At 68.1% G+C, this 16,977-nt stretch carries 12 protein-coding genes; 4 read left to right on the top strand and 8 right to left on the bottom strand.

Annotated features, from left to right (window positions below; translation table 11 throughout):
- Positions 1-26: 26 nt before the first annotated feature.
- The 7 genes from QRN16_RS20475 to glf form a co-directional block, all read right to left on the bottom strand.
- Positions 27-1,886, bottom strand: coding sequence for an alpha/beta hydrolase-fold protein (locus QRN16_RS20475; protein ID WP_285189572.1), 1,860 nt, complete (start codon positions 1,884-1,886; stop codon positions 27-29).
- Positions 1,887-2,117: 231 nt separating this feature from the next.
- On the bottom strand, positions 2,118-3,074 hold the full coding sequence (locus QRN16_RS20470) for an alpha/beta hydrolase (RefSeq protein WP_231476482.1): 957 nt from the start codon (positions 3,072-3,074) through the stop codon (positions 2,118-2,120).
- Positions 3,075-3,472: 398 nt separating this feature from the next.
- Positions 3,473-5,365 (bottom strand): arabinofuranosyltransferase AftB family protein, encoded by a 1,893-nt coding sequence (locus QRN16_RS20465; protein ID WP_502944029.1) that lies wholly within the window; start codon positions 5,363-5,365, stop codon positions 3,473-3,475.
- Positions 5,343-6,248: a decaprenyl-phosphate phosphoribosyltransferase gene (locus QRN16_RS20460; RefSeq protein ID WP_027507272.1), complete on the bottom strand. Its 906-nt coding sequence runs from the start codon at positions 6,246-6,248 to the stop codon at positions 5,343-5,345. The genes QRN16_RS20465 and QRN16_RS20460 overlap by 23 nt, the downstream gene beginning before the upstream one ends.
- Positions 6,245-6,790: a phosphatase PAP2 family protein gene (locus QRN16_RS20455; RefSeq protein WP_051613706.1), complete on the bottom strand. Its 546-nt coding sequence runs from the start codon at positions 6,788-6,790 to the stop codon at positions 6,245-6,247. The genes QRN16_RS20460 and QRN16_RS20455 overlap by 4 nt, the downstream gene beginning before the upstream one ends.
- 19 nt (positions 6,791-6,809) lie before the next feature.
- Positions 6,810-8,702 (bottom strand): glycosyltransferase, encoded by a 1,893-nt coding sequence (locus tag QRN16_RS20450; protein WP_285189567.1) that lies wholly within the window; start codon positions 8,700-8,702, stop codon positions 6,810-6,812.
- Complete coding sequence (gene glf, locus QRN16_RS20445; RefSeq protein ID WP_285189563.1) at positions 8,699-9,898, bottom strand: UDP-galactopyranose mutase; 1,200 nt, start codon at positions 9,896-9,898, stop codon at positions 8,699-8,701. Before glf ends, QRN16_RS20450 begins: the two co-directional genes overlap by 4 nt.
- Before the next feature lie 223 nt (positions 9,899-10,121).
- Here glf and QRN16_RS20440 point away from each other — a divergent pair, with 223 nt between their 5' ends.
- Positions 10,122-12,212 carry an N-acetylmuramoyl-L-alanine amidase gene (locus tag QRN16_RS20440; RefSeq protein ID WP_222647499.1) on the top strand — a complete coding sequence of 697 codons (2,091 nt, stop codon included), beginning with the start codon at positions 10,122-10,124 and terminating at the stop codon, positions 12,210-12,212.
- Between the two features lie 10 nt (positions 12,213-12,222).
- Here the strand turns inward: QRN16_RS20440 and QRN16_RS20435 are convergent, their stop codons facing one another.
- Positions 12,223-13,074 (bottom strand): Cof-type HAD-IIB family hydrolase, encoded by an 852-nt coding sequence (locus QRN16_RS20435; RefSeq protein ID WP_027507268.1) that lies wholly within the window; start codon positions 13,072-13,074, stop codon positions 12,223-12,225.
- Between the two features lie 94 nt (positions 13,075-13,168).
- On the opposite strand from QRN16_RS20435, the gene QRN16_RS20430 reads away from it, so the two are divergent.
- The 3 genes from QRN16_RS20430 (at position 13,169) to QRN16_RS20420 (ending at position 16,871) form a co-directional block, all read left to right on the top strand.
- Positions 13,169-14,851: an ABC-F family ATP-binding cassette domain-containing protein gene (locus QRN16_RS20430; protein ID WP_222633246.1), complete on the top strand. Its 1,683-nt coding sequence runs from the start codon at positions 13,169-13,171 to the stop codon at positions 14,849-14,851.
- A 111-nt stretch (positions 14,852-14,962) separates the two neighbouring features.
- Positions 14,963-16,345, top strand: coding sequence for a GntP family permease (locus QRN16_RS20425; RefSeq protein ID WP_285189557.1), 1,383 nt, complete (start codon positions 14,963-14,965; stop codon positions 16,343-16,345).
- Position 16,346: 1 nt separating this feature from the next.
- A complete protein-coding gene (locus QRN16_RS20420; RefSeq protein ID WP_502944028.1) occupies positions 16,347-16,871 on the top strand; it encodes a gluconokinase in 525 nt (174 codons plus the stop codon).
- Positions 16,872-16,977 lie beyond the last annotated feature (106 nt).

Below are 16,977 nucleotides of genomic sequence, written 5' to 3'. Positions count from 1 at the left end.
CCGTGTCGGCACCGCCCGGTGTCGGGTCAGGGAACGATCTGGACGACGCCGTCCCGCACCGTCACGAAGCCGTTCTGGAAGTTCTGCTGGACACCGCCGGGGATGTCGAACTGATCGCTGGTGACGTATCCCAGGCGACCGTTCTCGTACCCGACGCTCTTCCACGCGTCGAATATCTGGCCGTTGAGGATGGACCACGCGCCGGTCGCGGGCGACCAGTAGATGTTGCCGCCCTGGAACTCGGTGAAACGACCGCCGTCACGGACCGGGACCTCGTTGGTCTTCGCGAAGCCGAGTGCCCCGTTCTCCCACCCGAGCTGGCCGTACTTCTCCATGATCTTGCCCATCACGGCGTGCGTGCCGGTGTCGGGCGAGAAGTACATCGCACCGATCTCGAAGCCCTGGACCGCACCCGGCTTGTTCGGGGTCTGCACCTCGTCGCGCAGCGGGTAGCCCAGCGGCCCACCCTCGTAGCCCTGGCGGGCCCACTCGTCGAGAATCGCGCCGCGCACTGCGTGCGCACCGGTCTGCGGGGTCCAGTAGACCATTCCGTTGCGGAACGAGTTGTAGCGTCCACGGCCGTCCGGGGTTCCGAGCTCACCCGACAGCGGCATGCCCAGTGCGCCGGCCGGACCACCGTTGGCCGCGTACGCGCCACCGATCGCACCGGCGACGACGTGCGTGCCCCCGTCGGAGGAGAAGATGCGACCGAACCGGAAGTCCTGCGCGCGCCCACCCGCGACGTCGTACTCGGAGGTGAGGCAGTCGCCGAGCCATCCGTTGGCGCTCGCGGTGCCGCCGATGTTCCCGCCGACGCTGCACGCGGGCTTGTCCACCTCGACGCCGAGGGCGGTGGCGATCTGCGGCCATGCCTGGCGGAGCTCGAACTGCCAGTACTGCCACGAGTGGGTTCCGGACGGCCGGTAGTTGATCGAGGCCGGGATGCCGAGCTTGTTGAGCTTGGTCGCGAACGTCTGCGACGTGAGCCGCGACAGGATCTCGAGACCCATGCCGGCGTAGTTCGTGCTGATGCCGGGGATGTCGGACTGCTGGTCGTACGGTCCGGCGGTACCGCTGCCGCTCGAGACGTACAGGCTCATGCCCTTCAGCTTCTCCGCGAGAACGTACGGGTCGTGCTGAGCCCACAGCTCGCTCGACGGCACGCCCCACATGGCGCCGGCGTCGAAGCCGCCCGCGTCCTGCATGGCGTACCCGATGGCCTGCGGCATGCCGAGCGTCGTGGTGCTGAGGATGCCGGAGAACGATCCGGCGAATCGGAAGAAGCCCGGGTTCCGCGCCGAGAGCGTCATCGCGGCGGTGCCGCCCATGGAGAGACCGGCGACCGCGCGCGTCTGGTTGGAGCGCCAGTCACGCTCGAGAATGGGCGGGAGCTCCTTGGTCAGGAACGTCTCCCACTTGTAGTTCCGGCCGTTGTTCTGCTCGGCCCAGTCGGAGTAGAAGCTCGACTGACCGCCGACGGGCAGCACGACGTTGACGTTCTTGTCGGCGAACCAGGACTCGGCGTCGGTCTCGGCGGTCCAGCCGTTCTCGGTGTCGGTCGCGCGCATGCCGTCGAGCATCCACACCGACGGGAACGTGGCCTGCGGGTTCTTGTTCCAGTCCCGCGCGAGCAGCAGCTGCACCTGGATCGGGACTCCCATGGACGGCGAGTTCACCCACACCGCGACACGGCGGTCGGTGATCCAGTCGACCGCGGACACGGTGGCGCCGGCCTCCGCCTGCGCGCGCAGCGGCGCTGCCTGGACCGGTGCCGCGTGGACCGGAGACGCGACCGCCGTGGCGGCCTGGCCCCCTGCGAGCGGAAGAACCAGCGTGACCGCCAGGGCGGACAGGATCCGCGCTCTCCGGCCGTTCGGAACTCGCATGTGTGGGACTCGCTTCCTCGAAACGTCAGACTGTGCGGGGCCGTCGGCGTGCCGGAGAGGTCCGGTCCGTCGAGAGTGCCGCCGATCTTGTTCTACACGGTCACGACGACGGTCTCGGGGAGACTCGCTGTGACTGGTGGTGCAAATGTTACTGGAGTCGCCTCAGAACATGCGACAGCCCCGGACACCGTCGCCGAAGCGAGGGCCGGGGCTGTCGACTACCGAGCTGACTCAGCCGATGTTGGCACGCAGGTCGGGCATCATCTGCACGATCTGATCGAACCAGTAACCCCACCGGTGCGTTCCCTGCGCGGGGAAGCTGTAGGTGACGTTGTTGGCGCCGATCGAGGCCATGCGGACCTGGAACGCGCGGCTGTTGGCGAGCGCCAGAGCCTCGAGGCCCATGCCGTTGGCGGTGTTGTAGTAGTCGAGCAGCGAGCCCGGGCGGTCGTAGTTGCCCGGGAGGCCGCTGGCGGCCGAGACCCAGACACGCGTGCCGTTGTCACGCAGACGCGGCGCGAAGACGAACGGGTCGTTGCGGAGCCACGCCGGGTTCCAGGGCGGTCCCCACATGCTGTCGACGTTGTAGCGACCGGCGTCGAGCATCGCGACGCGGATGGCCTCGCGCATGCCGGGCGCCGAGATGTTCAGGTAGCCGGACAGCGAGCCGGCGTAGCTGAACTGGTTCGGGTGGTACGCGGCGAGCGTCAGCGCAGCGCTGCCGCCCATCGACAGACCGACGATGCCGTTGTTCTGACGCGAGAAGCCGAGGTCACCCGCTGCGAGACGGTTGGGGAGGTCCTGCGTCAGGAACGTCTCCCACTTGTAGGTGATCTGCTGGCCGTTGAAGTTCGACGGTGCGTACCAGTCGGTGTAGAAGCTGGACTCACCGCCGACCGGCTGGACGACGTTGATGTTGTTGTCCGAGAGGAACGAGCCCGCATTGGTCTCGTGCTCCCAGCCGCTGATGTCCGGCGTCGCGCGGAGACCGTCGAGGAGGTACACGACCTTCGACGTGTTGCCGTCGGCGGCGCGCCAGACGCGACTCTTGATCGGACCCATGGACGAGTCGGACCAGACGTCGAATCCGGCACGGATCTCGGCGTTGGCAGTGGCTCCGGTGCCCACGACCGCGAGGCCGAGGGGGATGGCGGCGGCCATCACGACGGAGACGAGGGCCTGACGCATGCGTCGGCCCACTCGGGGGGTGCGCAGGCGTGAAGCCTTACGCGGCAGAGCGCTGTCGTCACCAGCGACATCGGTAACGGACCCGTCACGCATACATTCGGCCTCTCACAGTTCCGTGCAGCCGGACGGCCGCACCGCTTCGTCGATCGATATCCGGTCACGCTCCGAGGAAGACCTCGGAACCTGAACCATCGGTCTCGTCTTCCGCGCACGATCGCCCCGCGGGCGATCCTGCACGTCGACGCACATCATCTACACATATCTCCGCCGACGGAGACAGCGTTACACAAACGAGATGCCGGAATCCAGCCGGGACGTCGAAATCGGAATACTCACGACACCGAAACGCCATGACCCGGTGATCTCACTGTGACGCGGATCTCACTTGCCGCACATCGTCACGATGCGGGCCGCTCCGGGGGCATCTCCAAATTACACCGTTGTATTTCGTACTTCGGCACCCGGTCGAATCGGTACCCCGCGAGATCCAACGAGTGCTTGAAGTTCTGCACGAATCGGGCCCGCGTGAGCTCTGAACGGTAGGACGTCAGCAGTTCCTGCGTCTCCGGACAGGTCAACGCGACCTGCGCCTGCTCCACCCATTCCTCGTCCAGATAGAACGGCAGGAAGGGATGCACGTCCACCATTCCGGTGTCCGCGACCACCCAGTCCGTGTACAGGTTCTTGTCGTGTCCGATGCGGCCGTTGTCGAGCCGTTCCGTGTGCGCCGCCAACGGATACGCCAGGCCCATCTGATCCAGCACCCGGACGTCGAGCCCCACGTTCATGCTGGTCATTCCCAAGTTGAGGAAGTAGACGACGTGCTCGTCGCCGCCCTCGGGAATCGGCAGGGGCGGCGGCACCACGTCCCAGTAGGTGAACTGCGCGGACGGCAGCAACAGACCGCCGTCCGGCGTGTTCTCGATGGTCTGCACCATTGCCCGCATGCGCGGGTAGTCCAGGTAGTCGCTGGCCAGGATCGGATGGCGGTGGCCGGTGTTCTCCGAGTAGAAGGCCCGCTCGTCGACGATGCCGCTACGCCCGACCGTCGTGCCCTGCGGCATGCCGATGGTGGTGGCCGCGAAGATCGCCCAGACGACCACGCCGAGCCACAGCGCGACGCACGACACCAGCGCCACGATCCCGCGTCGCAGCGGGATCGGCACGACGGCGACCGGGAGCAGAAGCAGGAACAGCGCGGGGAGCAGAGTGCGGCCGTGCATGAAGTCGCCGCCCACTCGCACGGCGTACACCGTGGAGATCAGACCCGACACGAGCGCGAAGACCACCACGGCGCTCGGCGTCCGGATCCGCGAGACCAGTCCGGCGAGACCGCGCGGCGCCTCGCCACGGCGAGCCGCACCGGGCCCGATCCGGGTGGCGGCCAGTGCCGCGGCCACGACGACCAGCACCGCGGGCACCCACAGGGCGTAGGGCCCCACGAGGTTCCACAGATACGTCGAACCCTGCGCCCACTTGGCGCCGCCGGCGTCCTTCGACACCGCGGTGTTCGGGTACGGCAGCGCGTAGTAGCCCATGCGCCAGATCTGGTAGCCCACCGGGAGCAGACCGGCGACCACGACGACGGCGCCGCGGCGGATCCATCCCGACGTCGCGACGACGAGCATGAGGAGCGCGAGGCCGCCGACGATGACGAGTTCCGGGCGGACGAGGGGCGACAGTCCGCCCCAGAACGCGATGACGAGCACGAGTGCCGTCGACGGGTTCTCCACCCGCCGGTCCGCCCACCGGAGCATCAGCCACCACAGGACCGCGATCCAGAAGATGACCAGGCACGACTCGAGGCCGGACGTCGCGAAGTCGCGTGCCGGCGGTACGGCGATGTAGACGAGCGCTCCTGCGGGGAGCACGAGCACCGCGCGCCCGGCGTACAGGCGTGCCGTGCCGATCATCGCGACCGTGACGGCCGCCGTCGTCAGCACGAGGGCGATGGTCAGCACCACGTACTCGAGGCGGACACCGCTGAGCCACGAGAAGGCGTACACGACGTAGGTCCAGGCGGCGCTCGTGTTGGTCTCGACGCGCTCGCCCGCGTTGAACACCGGCCCGTTGCCGGCCAGGAGGTTGCGGACCGTGCGCAGCACGATCAGTCCGTCGTCCGCGATCCAACGGCGGTCCCAGGCGCCCCAGAAGGTCAGCACCGCGACCACGGCGATACCGGCGACGCCGGTCGCTCGGGCCCACCCGGGCGTTCCCACCCGGTCCTCGGCCCGCGACTGCTCGTCGCCGGTACGTTCTGTCAGTTCCTCATGCGAGGTAGACAGCGACACCCACCACTCCGATCCACACGATGGCGAGCATCTGGAGCACCCGGTCCCCGAGTGCGATCTCCTCGGGCTCGCCCGCTTCGCCACCGTCCACGTCCACTGCGTACCGCAGGATAGCGACAGTGAAGGGAACCATCGAGATCGCGAAGAGGGAACTGCCGTTCTTCGCGTCCTGGTCGAAGGCCCACAGTCCGTAGCAGATGACGACGGCCGTGGCGCTGAGCGTCCACACGAACCGCAGGTAGGTGGTGGTGTAGTTCTCCAGCGACTTGCGGATCTTGGCGCCGGTGCGTTCGGCGAGCTGCAGTTCGGCGTACCGCTTGCCGGCTGCCATGAACAGCGATCCGAAGGCCATGATCAGCAGGAACCACTGCGACAGCGGGATGTCGGCCGCCACGCCGCCCGCGATCGCGCGCAGCAGGAAGCCGGACGAGACGATGCAGATGTCGAGCACCGCCTGGTGCTTCAGGCCGAAGCAGTACGCGAGCTGGACCGCGATGTAGACGCCCATGACCACGGCGAGGTTCCAGTTGGCCAGGAACGAGAGCCCGATCGCGCCGCCGAGCAGCACCACCGCCATCGCGAAGGCCAGGTTGACCGGGAGGACACCCGCCGCGATGGGACGGAATCGCTTGGTGGGGTGCGCCCGGTCCGCCTCGACGTCCATCGCGTCGTTGACCAGATAGATGCCCGACGCGGCCATGCAGAAGACGAGGAACGCGAGCGCGACCGGCAGGAGCACCGAGCTCTCGGTGACCGAGCCGGCAGCCAGGGGCGCCGCCAGGACCAGCACGTTCTTGACCCACTGGCGCGGGCGCACCGCCTTGACGATGCCCGTGGCCAGGTTCTTCGGGGGCGCGCCGACGACGGCGGGTTCCTCGCTCATGCTGCTCCTGCTGTCGTGGCCGCTGCGTCTCCGCCGGTCAGGCCGAATCGGACCGCCGCGTTCTTCTCGGCTCGCACCGTCGCCGCCGCGGACAGCGCGCCGAGCGCGGAGCCCACGAGTACGTCGGAAGGGTAGTGAACACCGAGCACCAGGCGCGACACCAGCATCGCGGGCACCAGCACCGGTGCCACGGGCAGACCGCTCGCGCGGCCGATCAGCAGCGCCGCGGCCGTGGTGGACGTCGCGTGCGACGACGGGAAGCTGAACCGGCTGGGCGTGGAGACGCCGACGCGCACGGACGGATGGGTCGGGCGCCGACGCCGCGAGATGCGCTTGACGACGATCGACGCCGCGTGCGCACCGACGGCACCGACCGCGACCGACGCCCACTGCTCGCGCCGCGCCGAGTCGACCACGGCACCGACACCGCCGATGGCGATCCACCCGAGGGCGTGCTCACCGAAGTGCGACATCCCCCGAGCGACACGCACGGCGCCCGGCAGTGATCCGACGCTGCCCTGCACCGCGGTGAGGACCCGCAGGTCGGTTCGAACCAGGTTGTCAGTTCGGATAGGAGAAGACACGTTCCCAACGCTCCTTGCTGGTGAGTTCGGGCACGGCGCGACGGTACCGGTCGGACAGCTCGGGGAAGCGCGACGCCAGCTCGCGGCGCAGCGAGAGCGCCTCTCCGAGCAGCGCGGAGGCGATCTTCGGATCCCGCTTGCGGTAGACGACGCCGCGTCCGTCGGCGGTGGTGACGGTGACACCGTCGACCTGCGAGAGCAGGTACCAGCGCGCATCGAGCGTCGGCACGTTGAGCTGGGGACGGTCGTGGTGCTGCCGCTGCGCGCCTCGGGCGTTGTGGATCAGGCCCTTCGCCAGCCGGGACACCTTGGCCACGGCGCCGACCGGCTCGGCGACGGCGGGTACGTCCGCGCCGCTGGCCGGCGGGAGCAGCGTCGACGACGGGACGACCACGGCGTCGGGGTACTGCCTGCGTACCCGGTGCACCTCGGCGAGCGCCGTCGGCAGGATGTCCATGATGTGCTCGGGGCCGGCGAGGAAGTCGCGGATCGCCATGTTCTGGATCGCGACCGTGGAGTACTCGAGGCACAGCAGATGCTTCATCGTGGCCTTGACGGTGTTCACCACGAGGCCGCGGGCGGAACCCGGGGAGTGCAACGCCGCCACCACGAGGCGGTTGCGCAGGTGGAAGTACGCCTGCCAGTCGATGGCGTCGTCCTTGTCGCTCCACGCCATGTGCCAGATCGCGGCCCCCGGCAGAGTCACCGTGGGGAACCCGGCCTCGCGGGCTCGCAGTCCGTACTCGGCGTCGTCCCACTTGATGAACAGCGGCAGCGGCTGACCGATCGTCTCGGCGACCACCCGCGGGATGAGGCACATCCACCAGCCGTTGTAGTCGACGTCGATCCGGCGGTGCAGCAGTGTCGACTCGCGGAGCGGCTTCTCGGCGAAGTCGTGGTCGTACTCGACGTTCTGGGCGCCACCCCACATGAAGATGCCGGTGTCGATCTTCTCGCCCATCACGTGCAGGTGACTTCGTGCCTGCAGGTTGAGCATCTGGCCACCGACGAGTGTCGGCACCTTCGCGAAGCGGGCCATGGCGAGCGCCCGCAGGATCGAGTCGGGCTCGATCTCGATGTCGTCGTCCATGAAGAGGATGTGCTCGGCGTCGGTGTTCTCGAGCGCCTCGTACATGATCCGGCTGTATCCGCCGGATCCACCGAGGTTGGCCTGGTCGTGGATGCGGAGGAGATCACCGAACGCGGCCGCGGCGTCGTCGAATCCGGGCTCGTCGCGCACCTTGCGGGTGCCCTGGTCGGGCACGATGACGGCGTCGACGACGGCCATGACCAGTGGATCGGACGCGATCGCCGTCAGCGCCTTCACGCAGTCCGTCGGCCGGTTGAACGTGGGGATGCCGATGGCCACGGACGCGCGTCCGGGCGCGTCGACGGGTGCGAACCACCCGGCGGACCGCACCTCGACGTCGGTGTCCGTGGTGACGTCGAACCAGATCCATCCGCCGTCCTCGAAGGGACCGAGCTCGACGACGAACTCGAGAGTCGTGACGTCGCCGTCGACCGTCGTCGCGTCGTCGGTGTCGCCGCCCTGGACGTGGATCCGGGACCCGTCCGCCTTCGAGCGGTAGACGTCGACGCGGCAGTGGCCGATCAGCTCGACCCGCAGGACGACGGAATCCAGCGTGCTCCACCGTCGCCAGTAGCTCGCCGGGAACGCGTTGAAGTACGTGCCGAAGGAGACCTCCGACTCGGATCCGATGGACACCGAGGTGCGAGAGAGCGAATGCGCGCGGCGCGGGTTGGTGCGGGCCTCGTCCGTGTACAGGGTGCGGACGTCGAGCGGCTCACCGGCGCGCGGGAGCAGGATGCGTTGGAGCAGCGACCGCCCCAGCAACTGGTCCTCGCTCACGCCGAATCACCCAGTGGAGCACCGGATTCGAGGTGGGGGCGCAACGTGTTCTCGAACGTGGTGAGCGCACTGGCGATGGCCATGTGCATGTCGAGGTACTGGTAGGTGCCCAGTCGGCCGCCGAACAGGACGGAGTTCTCGGCCGTCTCCTGCTTGGCGCGGGCCCGGTAGGCCGCCAGCTTCGCGCGGTCGTCGGGAGTGTTGATGGGGTAGTACGGCTCGTCTCCCGACTCCGCGAACCGGGAGTACTCGCGCATGATGACCGTCTTGTCCGCGGGGTAGTCGCGCTCGGGATGGAAGTGCCGGAACTCGTGGATGCGCGTGTAGGGCACGTCCGCATCGTTGTAGTTCATCACCGGGGTGCCCTGGAAGTCACCGGTGTCGAGCACCTCGGTCTCGAAGTCGAGTGTGCGCCAACCCAGTTCGCCCTCGGAGTAGCCGAAGTATCGGTCCAGCGGTCCCGTGTAGACGATCGGCGCGTCCGGGCTCTCGGCCCGGAGTTCGTCACGGACGTCGAACCAGTCCGTGTCCAGCCGGACCTCGATGAGGTCGCTCTTCGCCATGTTCTCGAGCCACGCGGTGTAGCCGTCGACGGGCAGACCCTCGTGGGTGTCGTTGAAGTAGCGGTTGTCGAAGGTGTAGCGGACCGGGAGCCGCGCGATGTTGCCCGCGGGCAGATCCTTGGGATCGGTCTGCCACTGCTTGGCGGTGTAGTCGCGGACGAACGCCTCGTACAGCGGGCGGCCGATCAGCGCGATGGCCTTCTCCTCGAGATTCGCGGCGTCCTCGACCGAGATCTCGCTGGACTGCTCCTCGATGAGCGCGCGCGCCTCGGCGGGAGTGAAGTAGCGGCCGAAGAACTGGGAGACCAGGCCCAGGCCCATCGGGAACTGGTACGCCTGGCCCTTGTGCAGGGCGAACACGCGATGCTGGTAGCCCGTGAACTCGGTGAAGCGAGTGACGTACTCCCACACCTTCTCGTTCGACGTGTGGAAGAGGTGGGCGCCGTACTTGTGGATCTCGATGCCGGTACCGGGCTCGGGTTCGGAGTAGGCATTGCCTCCGATGTGGGAGCGCCGGTCGAGCACGAGCACTCGTTTTCCCAGTTCCGCGGCACTCCGCTCGGCGATCGTGAGGCCGTAGAAACCGGACCCCACGACGATCAGGTCGTACCGTCCTCGCGAAGTATCAGTCACGGGTGACCAGGGTATCCGACGCTGTGTAGTCGTCCCGCAACCCGCACGTCGACCCTTCCGACGGGCGAATCGTTCGAACACCTGGCCGAACCCTCTACTTGAGGTTGATGGTTGGTGTTTCTGTGGTTAGTGTGGCGCTTGTTGCGCATCATCTATCACATGAGTCACATCCGTCACATGTGACGGTGATCGCGGGGCAACGTCTACCAGGGGAGAAATCGTCTTGCACCGTCGACCGAAGCCGTCACTGATTCTGGGTGTCGTCGCCGCACTCGCGGTCACGAGTCCTGTCGTGGTCTACGCCGTCGGGGACAGCACCACCGGAGTGCGCGCGGCCAACGACACGACCACCGTCGTTCCCACGCAGATCGCCAAGCTGGCGCTCGCGAACGCACCCGACATCGTCATCCCCGTGAAGGAACTCACCGGGCTGGATCTGCCGGACATCGACCTGGGGTCGCTGCGCGATCTGTCGCTGCCCGACTCCTTCGAGATCCCGTCCATCCCCGGACTCACGGTTCCCGAGGTGCCCGCCGCGTCGCCCACCGATCCGGCAGCCCCCGCGCCGTCCGAGGTGGACGGCTCGCAGGACGGCGCCGTGGTCAAGGAGGTGTCCCAGGACACCCCCTTCAGCATGGTCGCGCTGACGGCCGACCAGCTCGGCTCTGCGGTGGCCCGTGTGCGTGCCCAGCTCGACGACGGTTCCTGGGGTCCGTGGAACGAGACGCAGTCCATCGACACCGGTCGCACCGATTCGGACGTGCCCGCCGTCGCCAACGGCACGGAGCCCATCTACGTGGGCCTGACCAAGCGCGTCCAGTTCCTGCTGAGCCCCACCGTCCCGGCCGGCGCCGTGCTGAACCCCGCCGACCCGGCCTTCCCGGTCGAGCCGCCGGCACCCGCTCCCGAGGCGGCACCGGCACCCGAGGCGGCTCCCGCTCCCGACGCGGCCGATCCCGTCGCGCCGGCACCCGAGCTCGGCTACGTCCCGGCGTCGTCGTCCCGCCCGCTACGGGCCCAGCCGATCGCGAACGCCCTCGCGGACGCGACCGCCGTGCTCATCACGCCCGGCACCTCGGCGGCCGACAGCACGCTGAGTGACATCGCGACCCCCGTCGACGGCTCCGGCCCCGCCGTGATCACCCGCGCCCAGTGGGGAGCGGACGAGTCGAAGCGCTGCGGTTCTCCCACGTACGACGACTCTCTCGGCGGCGCCACGGTGCACCACACCGCGGGCAGCAACAACTACAGCAAGGACGAGTCTGCGGGCATCGTCCGGGCGATCTACGCGTACCACGCGCAGACACTGGGCTGGTGCGACATCGGTTACAACGTGCTGGTGGACAAGTACGGCCAGGTGTTCGAGGGCCGCGCAGGTGGCCTCGATCGCAACGTCGAGGGCGCGCACGCGGGCGGCTTCAACGAGAACACCATGGGCATCGCGCTGATGGGCGACTACAGCTCGGAGCAGCCGACTCAGGAGTCGCTCGACGCTGCCGGCAAGTTCCTCGGGTGGCGTCTCGGCAAGGCCGGCCTGGACCCGAAGGGGACCACCACGATGACGTCCGAGGGCACGCAGTACACGTTCGTCCAGCAGGGCCGCTCGATCGATCTCCCGGTGATCTTCGCGCACCGCGACGTCGGCAACACCGAGTGCCCGGGCGACGCCGCCTACGCACGTATGGACGACATCCGGTCCATCGCGGCAGCCAACCTGAACGGGACCGGCACCCCGACACCGGCGGAGCCCGGTACCGGGACCTCGACCGACGAGGGCCTGGTGGCGCCGCCCGTCGCCGCTCCCCCGAGTGTCGACGCGTCGTCACCGGCACCCGGCAACACGCTGACCGGCCTCGTGTCCGAACTCCTCGCGATGGGCGTCCAGAACCCGATCGTGCAGAAGTGGGTCGCCGAGGGCGGTGAGTCGGGTCGACTCGGCGCCGCCCTGACCGGACTGCTCCCCGCACCCGAGGGACAGACCCGCGCGGACTTCGCCAACGGATCGATCTACACGACGCCCACCGGCCAGGTGGTCTCGGTGCTCGGCCAGATCTTCAAGCAGTTCGTCGCCATGGGCTCGGAGTCCGGATCTCTCGGACTCCCGACGTCCGACGAGTACCGCATCCCGAACGGATGGCAGTCCGACTTCGAGAACGGGTCGCTCTCGTTCGACGAGATCACGGGCATCGTGACGACGGTCGTGAAGACCTTCACCGACACGTACACCGCGGAGATGAACGCCGGCGCGCCGGTGGACGCTCCCGCACCGGCCCCGGAGGCTGCCCCGGCTCCCGAGGCAGCGCCCGTCGGCTGATCGTTCTCCTCTAGCTCCACCACCGTTCGAGCACGCGGGCGACGCCGTCGTCCGCGTTGCTCGTGGTGACCTCGTCGGCCGCGGCGATCGCAGCAGGGTGCGCATTGCCCATCGCGACGCCGTGGCCGACCATCGTCAGCATCGGCACGTCGTTCGGCATGTCTCCGAAGGCGATCATCTCGGACGCGTCGATGCCGAGTGTGCGCGCGATCTCCAGCAGTCCCGACGCCTTCGACACTCCGGGCGGACTCAGTTCGATCAGCCCGTTGTCGGTCGAGAAGGTCACGTCGGCGAGGTGCTCCACATGGGACGTCAGCGCGGCCGCCATGTCCCCGCTCGTCATCGACGACTGCCGGATCAACAATTTCACGGCGGGGGCGGACAGCACCTCCTCCGAGGACGTCTCGGTGTTGTCGGGGTTGAGCCACGCGTGCTCGTAGCCGGGAGAGCTCACGAACTGCGGCGTCGCCGCGTCGTGCGCGCTGCGGCCGACCCGCTCCACCGCGAGGCCGCACCCGGCGATGAGGGACTCCGCAAGAGCGGCCAGCTCGGCCAGATCGGTCACGCTCAACGTCCGCGCCGACACGACCACGTCGTTCTCGCTGTCGTAAATCACGGCGCCGTTGGCGCACACGGCCATGGGCGCGTGACCCAGCTGCTCGACGATGGGCCCGATCCACCGCGGCGGTCGACCCGTCGACAGCACGAAGGTGTCCCCGGCCGCCACGACGGCGTGCACCGCGGCCTTCGTTCGAGCCGTCACGCGCTCGTGGTGGTCGATGAGCGTTCCGTCGACGTCCGATGCGACGAGCCGCGGCCGTCCGGTCTCGCCGGGAGTGACGGGTCGCTGTGTGGGCTGCATCGGTCAAGTTTGCCCGACGGGGTTCCGCGACGTCTCCAGCGACGCACGAATATGGCGTGGAGGACGCGATCGACCGGCCGTAGTCTGACGTCCTGTGTCCCATCTCGAACTGTCCGACGTCGACTACTTCCTGCCCGACGGCCGCCAACTGCTGGACGGCGTGTCCTTCCGGGTCGGTGACGGCGCCAAGACCGCACTGATCGGACCCAACGGCACCGGCAAAACCACCATCACCCGCATCGTCGCCGGTGACGTGCCGCCGGACGAGGGGAGCGTGACGCGCTCCGGAACGCTCGGGGTGATGCGGCAGTTCGTCGGCCAGGTGCGCGACGAGTCGACTGTGCGTGACCTCCTGCTGTCCGTGTGCGCCGAGCCCGTCCGTACGGCCGCCCGGCGACTGGACGACTCCGAGAACGCGATGATCGAGCACGACGACGAAGCGACCCAGATGGCCTACGCACAGGCGCTGTCCGACTGGGGCGACATCGGCGGGTACGACCTCGAGCCGTTCTGGGACGAGGTCACCATGGCCGCGATGGGCACCTCGTTCGAACGCGCGAAATGGCGGGCCGCGTCCACGCTCAGTGGCGGCGAGCAGAAGAGGCTCGTGCTCGAGGCACTGTTCGCGGGCAACGATCAGCTGCTGCTGCTCGACGAGCCCGACAACTACCTCGACGTGCCGGGCAAGCGGTGGCTCGAGCGCACCATCGCCGCGTCGGACAAGTCGGTGCTGTTCATCAGCCACGACCGAGAGTTGTTGTCCACGGCCGCGACTCGCATCGTGACACTGGAGCCAGGGATCAACGGCGCCTCGGCGTGGGTGCACGGCGGCGGCTTCTCCACCTACACCGAGGCACGCGAGAAGCGGAACGCGCGACTCGACGAGTTGAAGGCGCGGTGGGACGAGGAGCGGGTGAAACTGCAGGCGCTCGTACTGCGGCTGCGCGAGAAGGCGAAGTTCAACGACGGTGTGGCCTCGCGCTATCAGGCGGCCCGGACGAGGCTCGCGAAGTTCGAGGAGGCGGGCCCACCCGAGGCGGTGCCGCTCCGCCAGAACGTCGCTGTGCGGCTCACGGGAGGACGGACCGCGAAGCGTGCACTCGTGTGCACGTCACTCGAGTTGACCGGACTCATGCAGCCCTTCGACACGGAGATCTGGTACGGCGACCGCGTGGCCGTACTGGGCTCCAACGGGTCCGGCAAATCGCACTTCCTGCGGCTGCTCGCTGCCGGCGGAACCGATCCCGACCTCGAGCACCTTCCCGTCGGCGAACTCGACCTGGCACCCGTACCGCACACGGGCACAGCCACTCTCGGTGCGCGGGTCCGCCCGGGACTGTTCGCTCAGACCCACACCCGTCCCGACCTCGAGGGCAACACATTGCTGGACATCCTGCACCGCGGGACCTCGCACCGTGACGGGATGGGACGGGAGGCCGCGTCCCGCGCACTGGACCGCTACGGGCTCTCCCGCCAGGCGGAGCAGAGGTACGACGACCTCTCCGGAGGTCAGCAGGCACGGTTGCAGATCCTGCTTTTGGAGCTGTCCGGCGCCACGATGCTTCTCCTCGACGAACCCACCGACAACCTCGACCTCGAGTCGGCCGACTCCCTGCAGGACGCGATCGTCGCGTTCGACGGAACCGTGGTCACGGTGACGCACGACCGATGGTTCGCTCGGAGTTTCGACCGGTTCCTCGTCTTCGGGGCGGACGGTCGGGTGTACGAGTCGGGTGAACCGGTGTGGGACGAGGGCCGCGTGGCACGCGCTCGATGACACCCCGGCGGACGTGACGATTCGGACACGGTGAGGCGCGTGCAACGCCGTGCGTGCGAGTCGCGCCGTTAGTGTCGGGACACATCTCGGCACGCGAAAGGGTGACTCGGCGTGGACATCATGGAACCGATACACGGAACGGCCTACCTGCTGTCGGTCGCGGCCGTCGCCGTGGCCGTCCTGCTCTTCCTCATCATGAAGGTGAAGCTCCACGCCTTCCTGTCGCTCGTTCTGGTCAGCATGGTGACGGCGGTCGCCGCAGGCATCCCGCTCGCGGACGTACCCGACACGCTCCTCTCGGGCTTCGGAGGGACACTCGGCAACGTCGCGTTGCTCGTCGCGCTGGGCGTGATGCTCGGCCGACTCCTCGAGAAGACCGGTGGGGCCCAGGTTCTCGCGGACACCCTCATCGCACGCTTCGGTGAGAAGCGCGCTCCCTTCGCGCTCGGCGTCGCCGCCTTGATCTTCGGGTTCCCGATCTTCTTCGACGCCGGTCTCGTCATCTTCCTGCCGATCATCTTCTCGGTGGCGCGGCGCTTCGGCGGATCCGTCCTGCTCTACGCGCTGCCGACAGCCGGCGCCTTCGCGGCCATGCATGCGATCGTGCCGCCGCACCCGGGACCCGTGGCAGCGGCGGACCTCATGGGCGGAGACATCGGCGTCACTCTCGTCGTCGGGCTCCCGGTCGCGATCATCGCGTGGTTCCTCGGTTCCTACCTGGTCGGTACGCGCCTGGGTCGCCGGTTCGTCACCAGCCCGGCCGCGCTGTTCGCGGATGCAGCCGACGACCCCGACGCTCCGCCCGTCGCGCCACCGCGCTTCCTGGCCGTCCTCGGACTGCTCCTGTTGCCGCTGATACTCATCTGCCTGAACACCGGTGTCTCGACGCTGCAGACCGCCGGAATCGTCTCGGAGGACGCCGGGTGGGCGGACGCACTCATTCTCCTGGGGCAGACACCCGTCGCTCTGCTGCTGACGGTGCTCCTGTCGCTCGTGGTCCTGGCACCCGGACGGTTTTCCGTCTCCAAGGCCACGTCGCTCATGGACGACGCCCTGGGCCCGGTGTGCGCGATCATCCTCATCACGGGCGCCGGCGGAATGTTCGGCGGGGTCCTTCGCGCCAGCGGCATCGGTGCGTCTCTGACGGAGTCACTGTCGGATCTCGGGTTCTCGTTGATCGTGCAGGCGTTCCTCATCGCGGCGGCTCTCCGTGTCGCGCAGGGCAGCGCGACGGTCGCGCTGACGACCACTGCCGGCCTGGTCTCGGCTCAGGTGGTCGAGCTCGGGTTGGGTAACTTCGACATCGCACTGCTCGTGTTCGCGATCGCTGCGGGAGCCACCGTGCTCTCGCACGTGAACGACTCGGGTTTCTGGCTCGTCAGCCGATTCTTCGGCATGGACGAGAAGACGACTCTGAAGACTTGGACGGTCATGGAAACGACATTGGGACTCGCGGTCTTCGCGCTCGCCTCACTGCTCTGGGTGGTGTTCTGACGTGACGGACCACGCCGACGGCATTCCGAGACACATCGTCGTGATGGGTGTGTCGGGGACCGGGAAGACCACCGTCGGCAGCGCACTGGCGACGACACTGGGGAGCACCTTCATCGAGGGCGACACTTTTCATCCCAAGGCGAACATCGACAAGATGTCTGCAGGCCACCCGCTGAACGACGACGACCGTCGACCGTGGCTCGCCGCGGTGGCAGGTGAGATCGGACGAGTGGCAGACGAGGGTGGAACGTCGGTGACGGCCTGTTCCGCCCTGACGCGGCTGTACCGGGACTGGCTGCGCGGGGGCTACCCGGATCTGTTCTTCGTCCATCTGCAAGCGGACTACGACACGCTTCTCGACCGCATGTCGCGCAGGAAGCACTTCATGCCCCCGTCTCTGCTGCAGTCGCAGTTCGACACCCTCGAGGACCTCCAGGCGGACGAGCACGGCGCGGGAGTGCCGGATGTCGACGGCGTCGAGAAGGTGGTGGCAGCTGCCGTGAAGGCAGTGGGCGCCTCCCAATAGCACCATGCCGGCCGGCGGGGGGCACGGCGAAAGACCTTATGCCGGTGCATGACCCGTGAATGCAGAAAGCCCCCCGACCGGTGGTCGGGGGGCTTTCTGGGAAGGG

The sequence above is a fragment of the Rhodococcus sp. MEB041 genome (assembly GCF_030208955.1).
Lineage (GTDB): Bacteria > Actinomycetota > Actinomycetes > Mycobacteriales > Mycobacteriaceae > Rhodococcoides.
The sequence above is the reverse complement of the archived record's forward strand: the minus strand, read 5'-3'. Positions and strand labels throughout refer to the sequence as shown.

Excerpts from the sequence above, each read along its gene's own strand:
- QRN16_RS20475 (WP_285189572.1), bottom strand. The coding sequence starts at position 1,886 with ATGCGAGTTCCGAACGGCCGGAGAGCGCGGATCCTGTCCGCCCTGGCG.
- QRN16_RS20470 (WP_231476482.1), bottom strand. The coding sequence starts at position 3,074 with ATGCGTCAGGCCCTCGTCTCCGTCGTGATGGCCGCCGCCATCCCCCTC.
- QRN16_RS20460 (WP_027507272.1), bottom strand. The coding sequence starts at position 6,248 with ATGAGCGAGGAACCCGCCGTCGTCGGCGCGCCCCCGAAGAACCTGGCC.
- QRN16_RS20435 (WP_027507268.1), bottom strand. The coding sequence starts at position 13,074 with ATGCAGCCCACACAGCGACCCGTCACTCCCGGCGAGACCGGACGGCCG.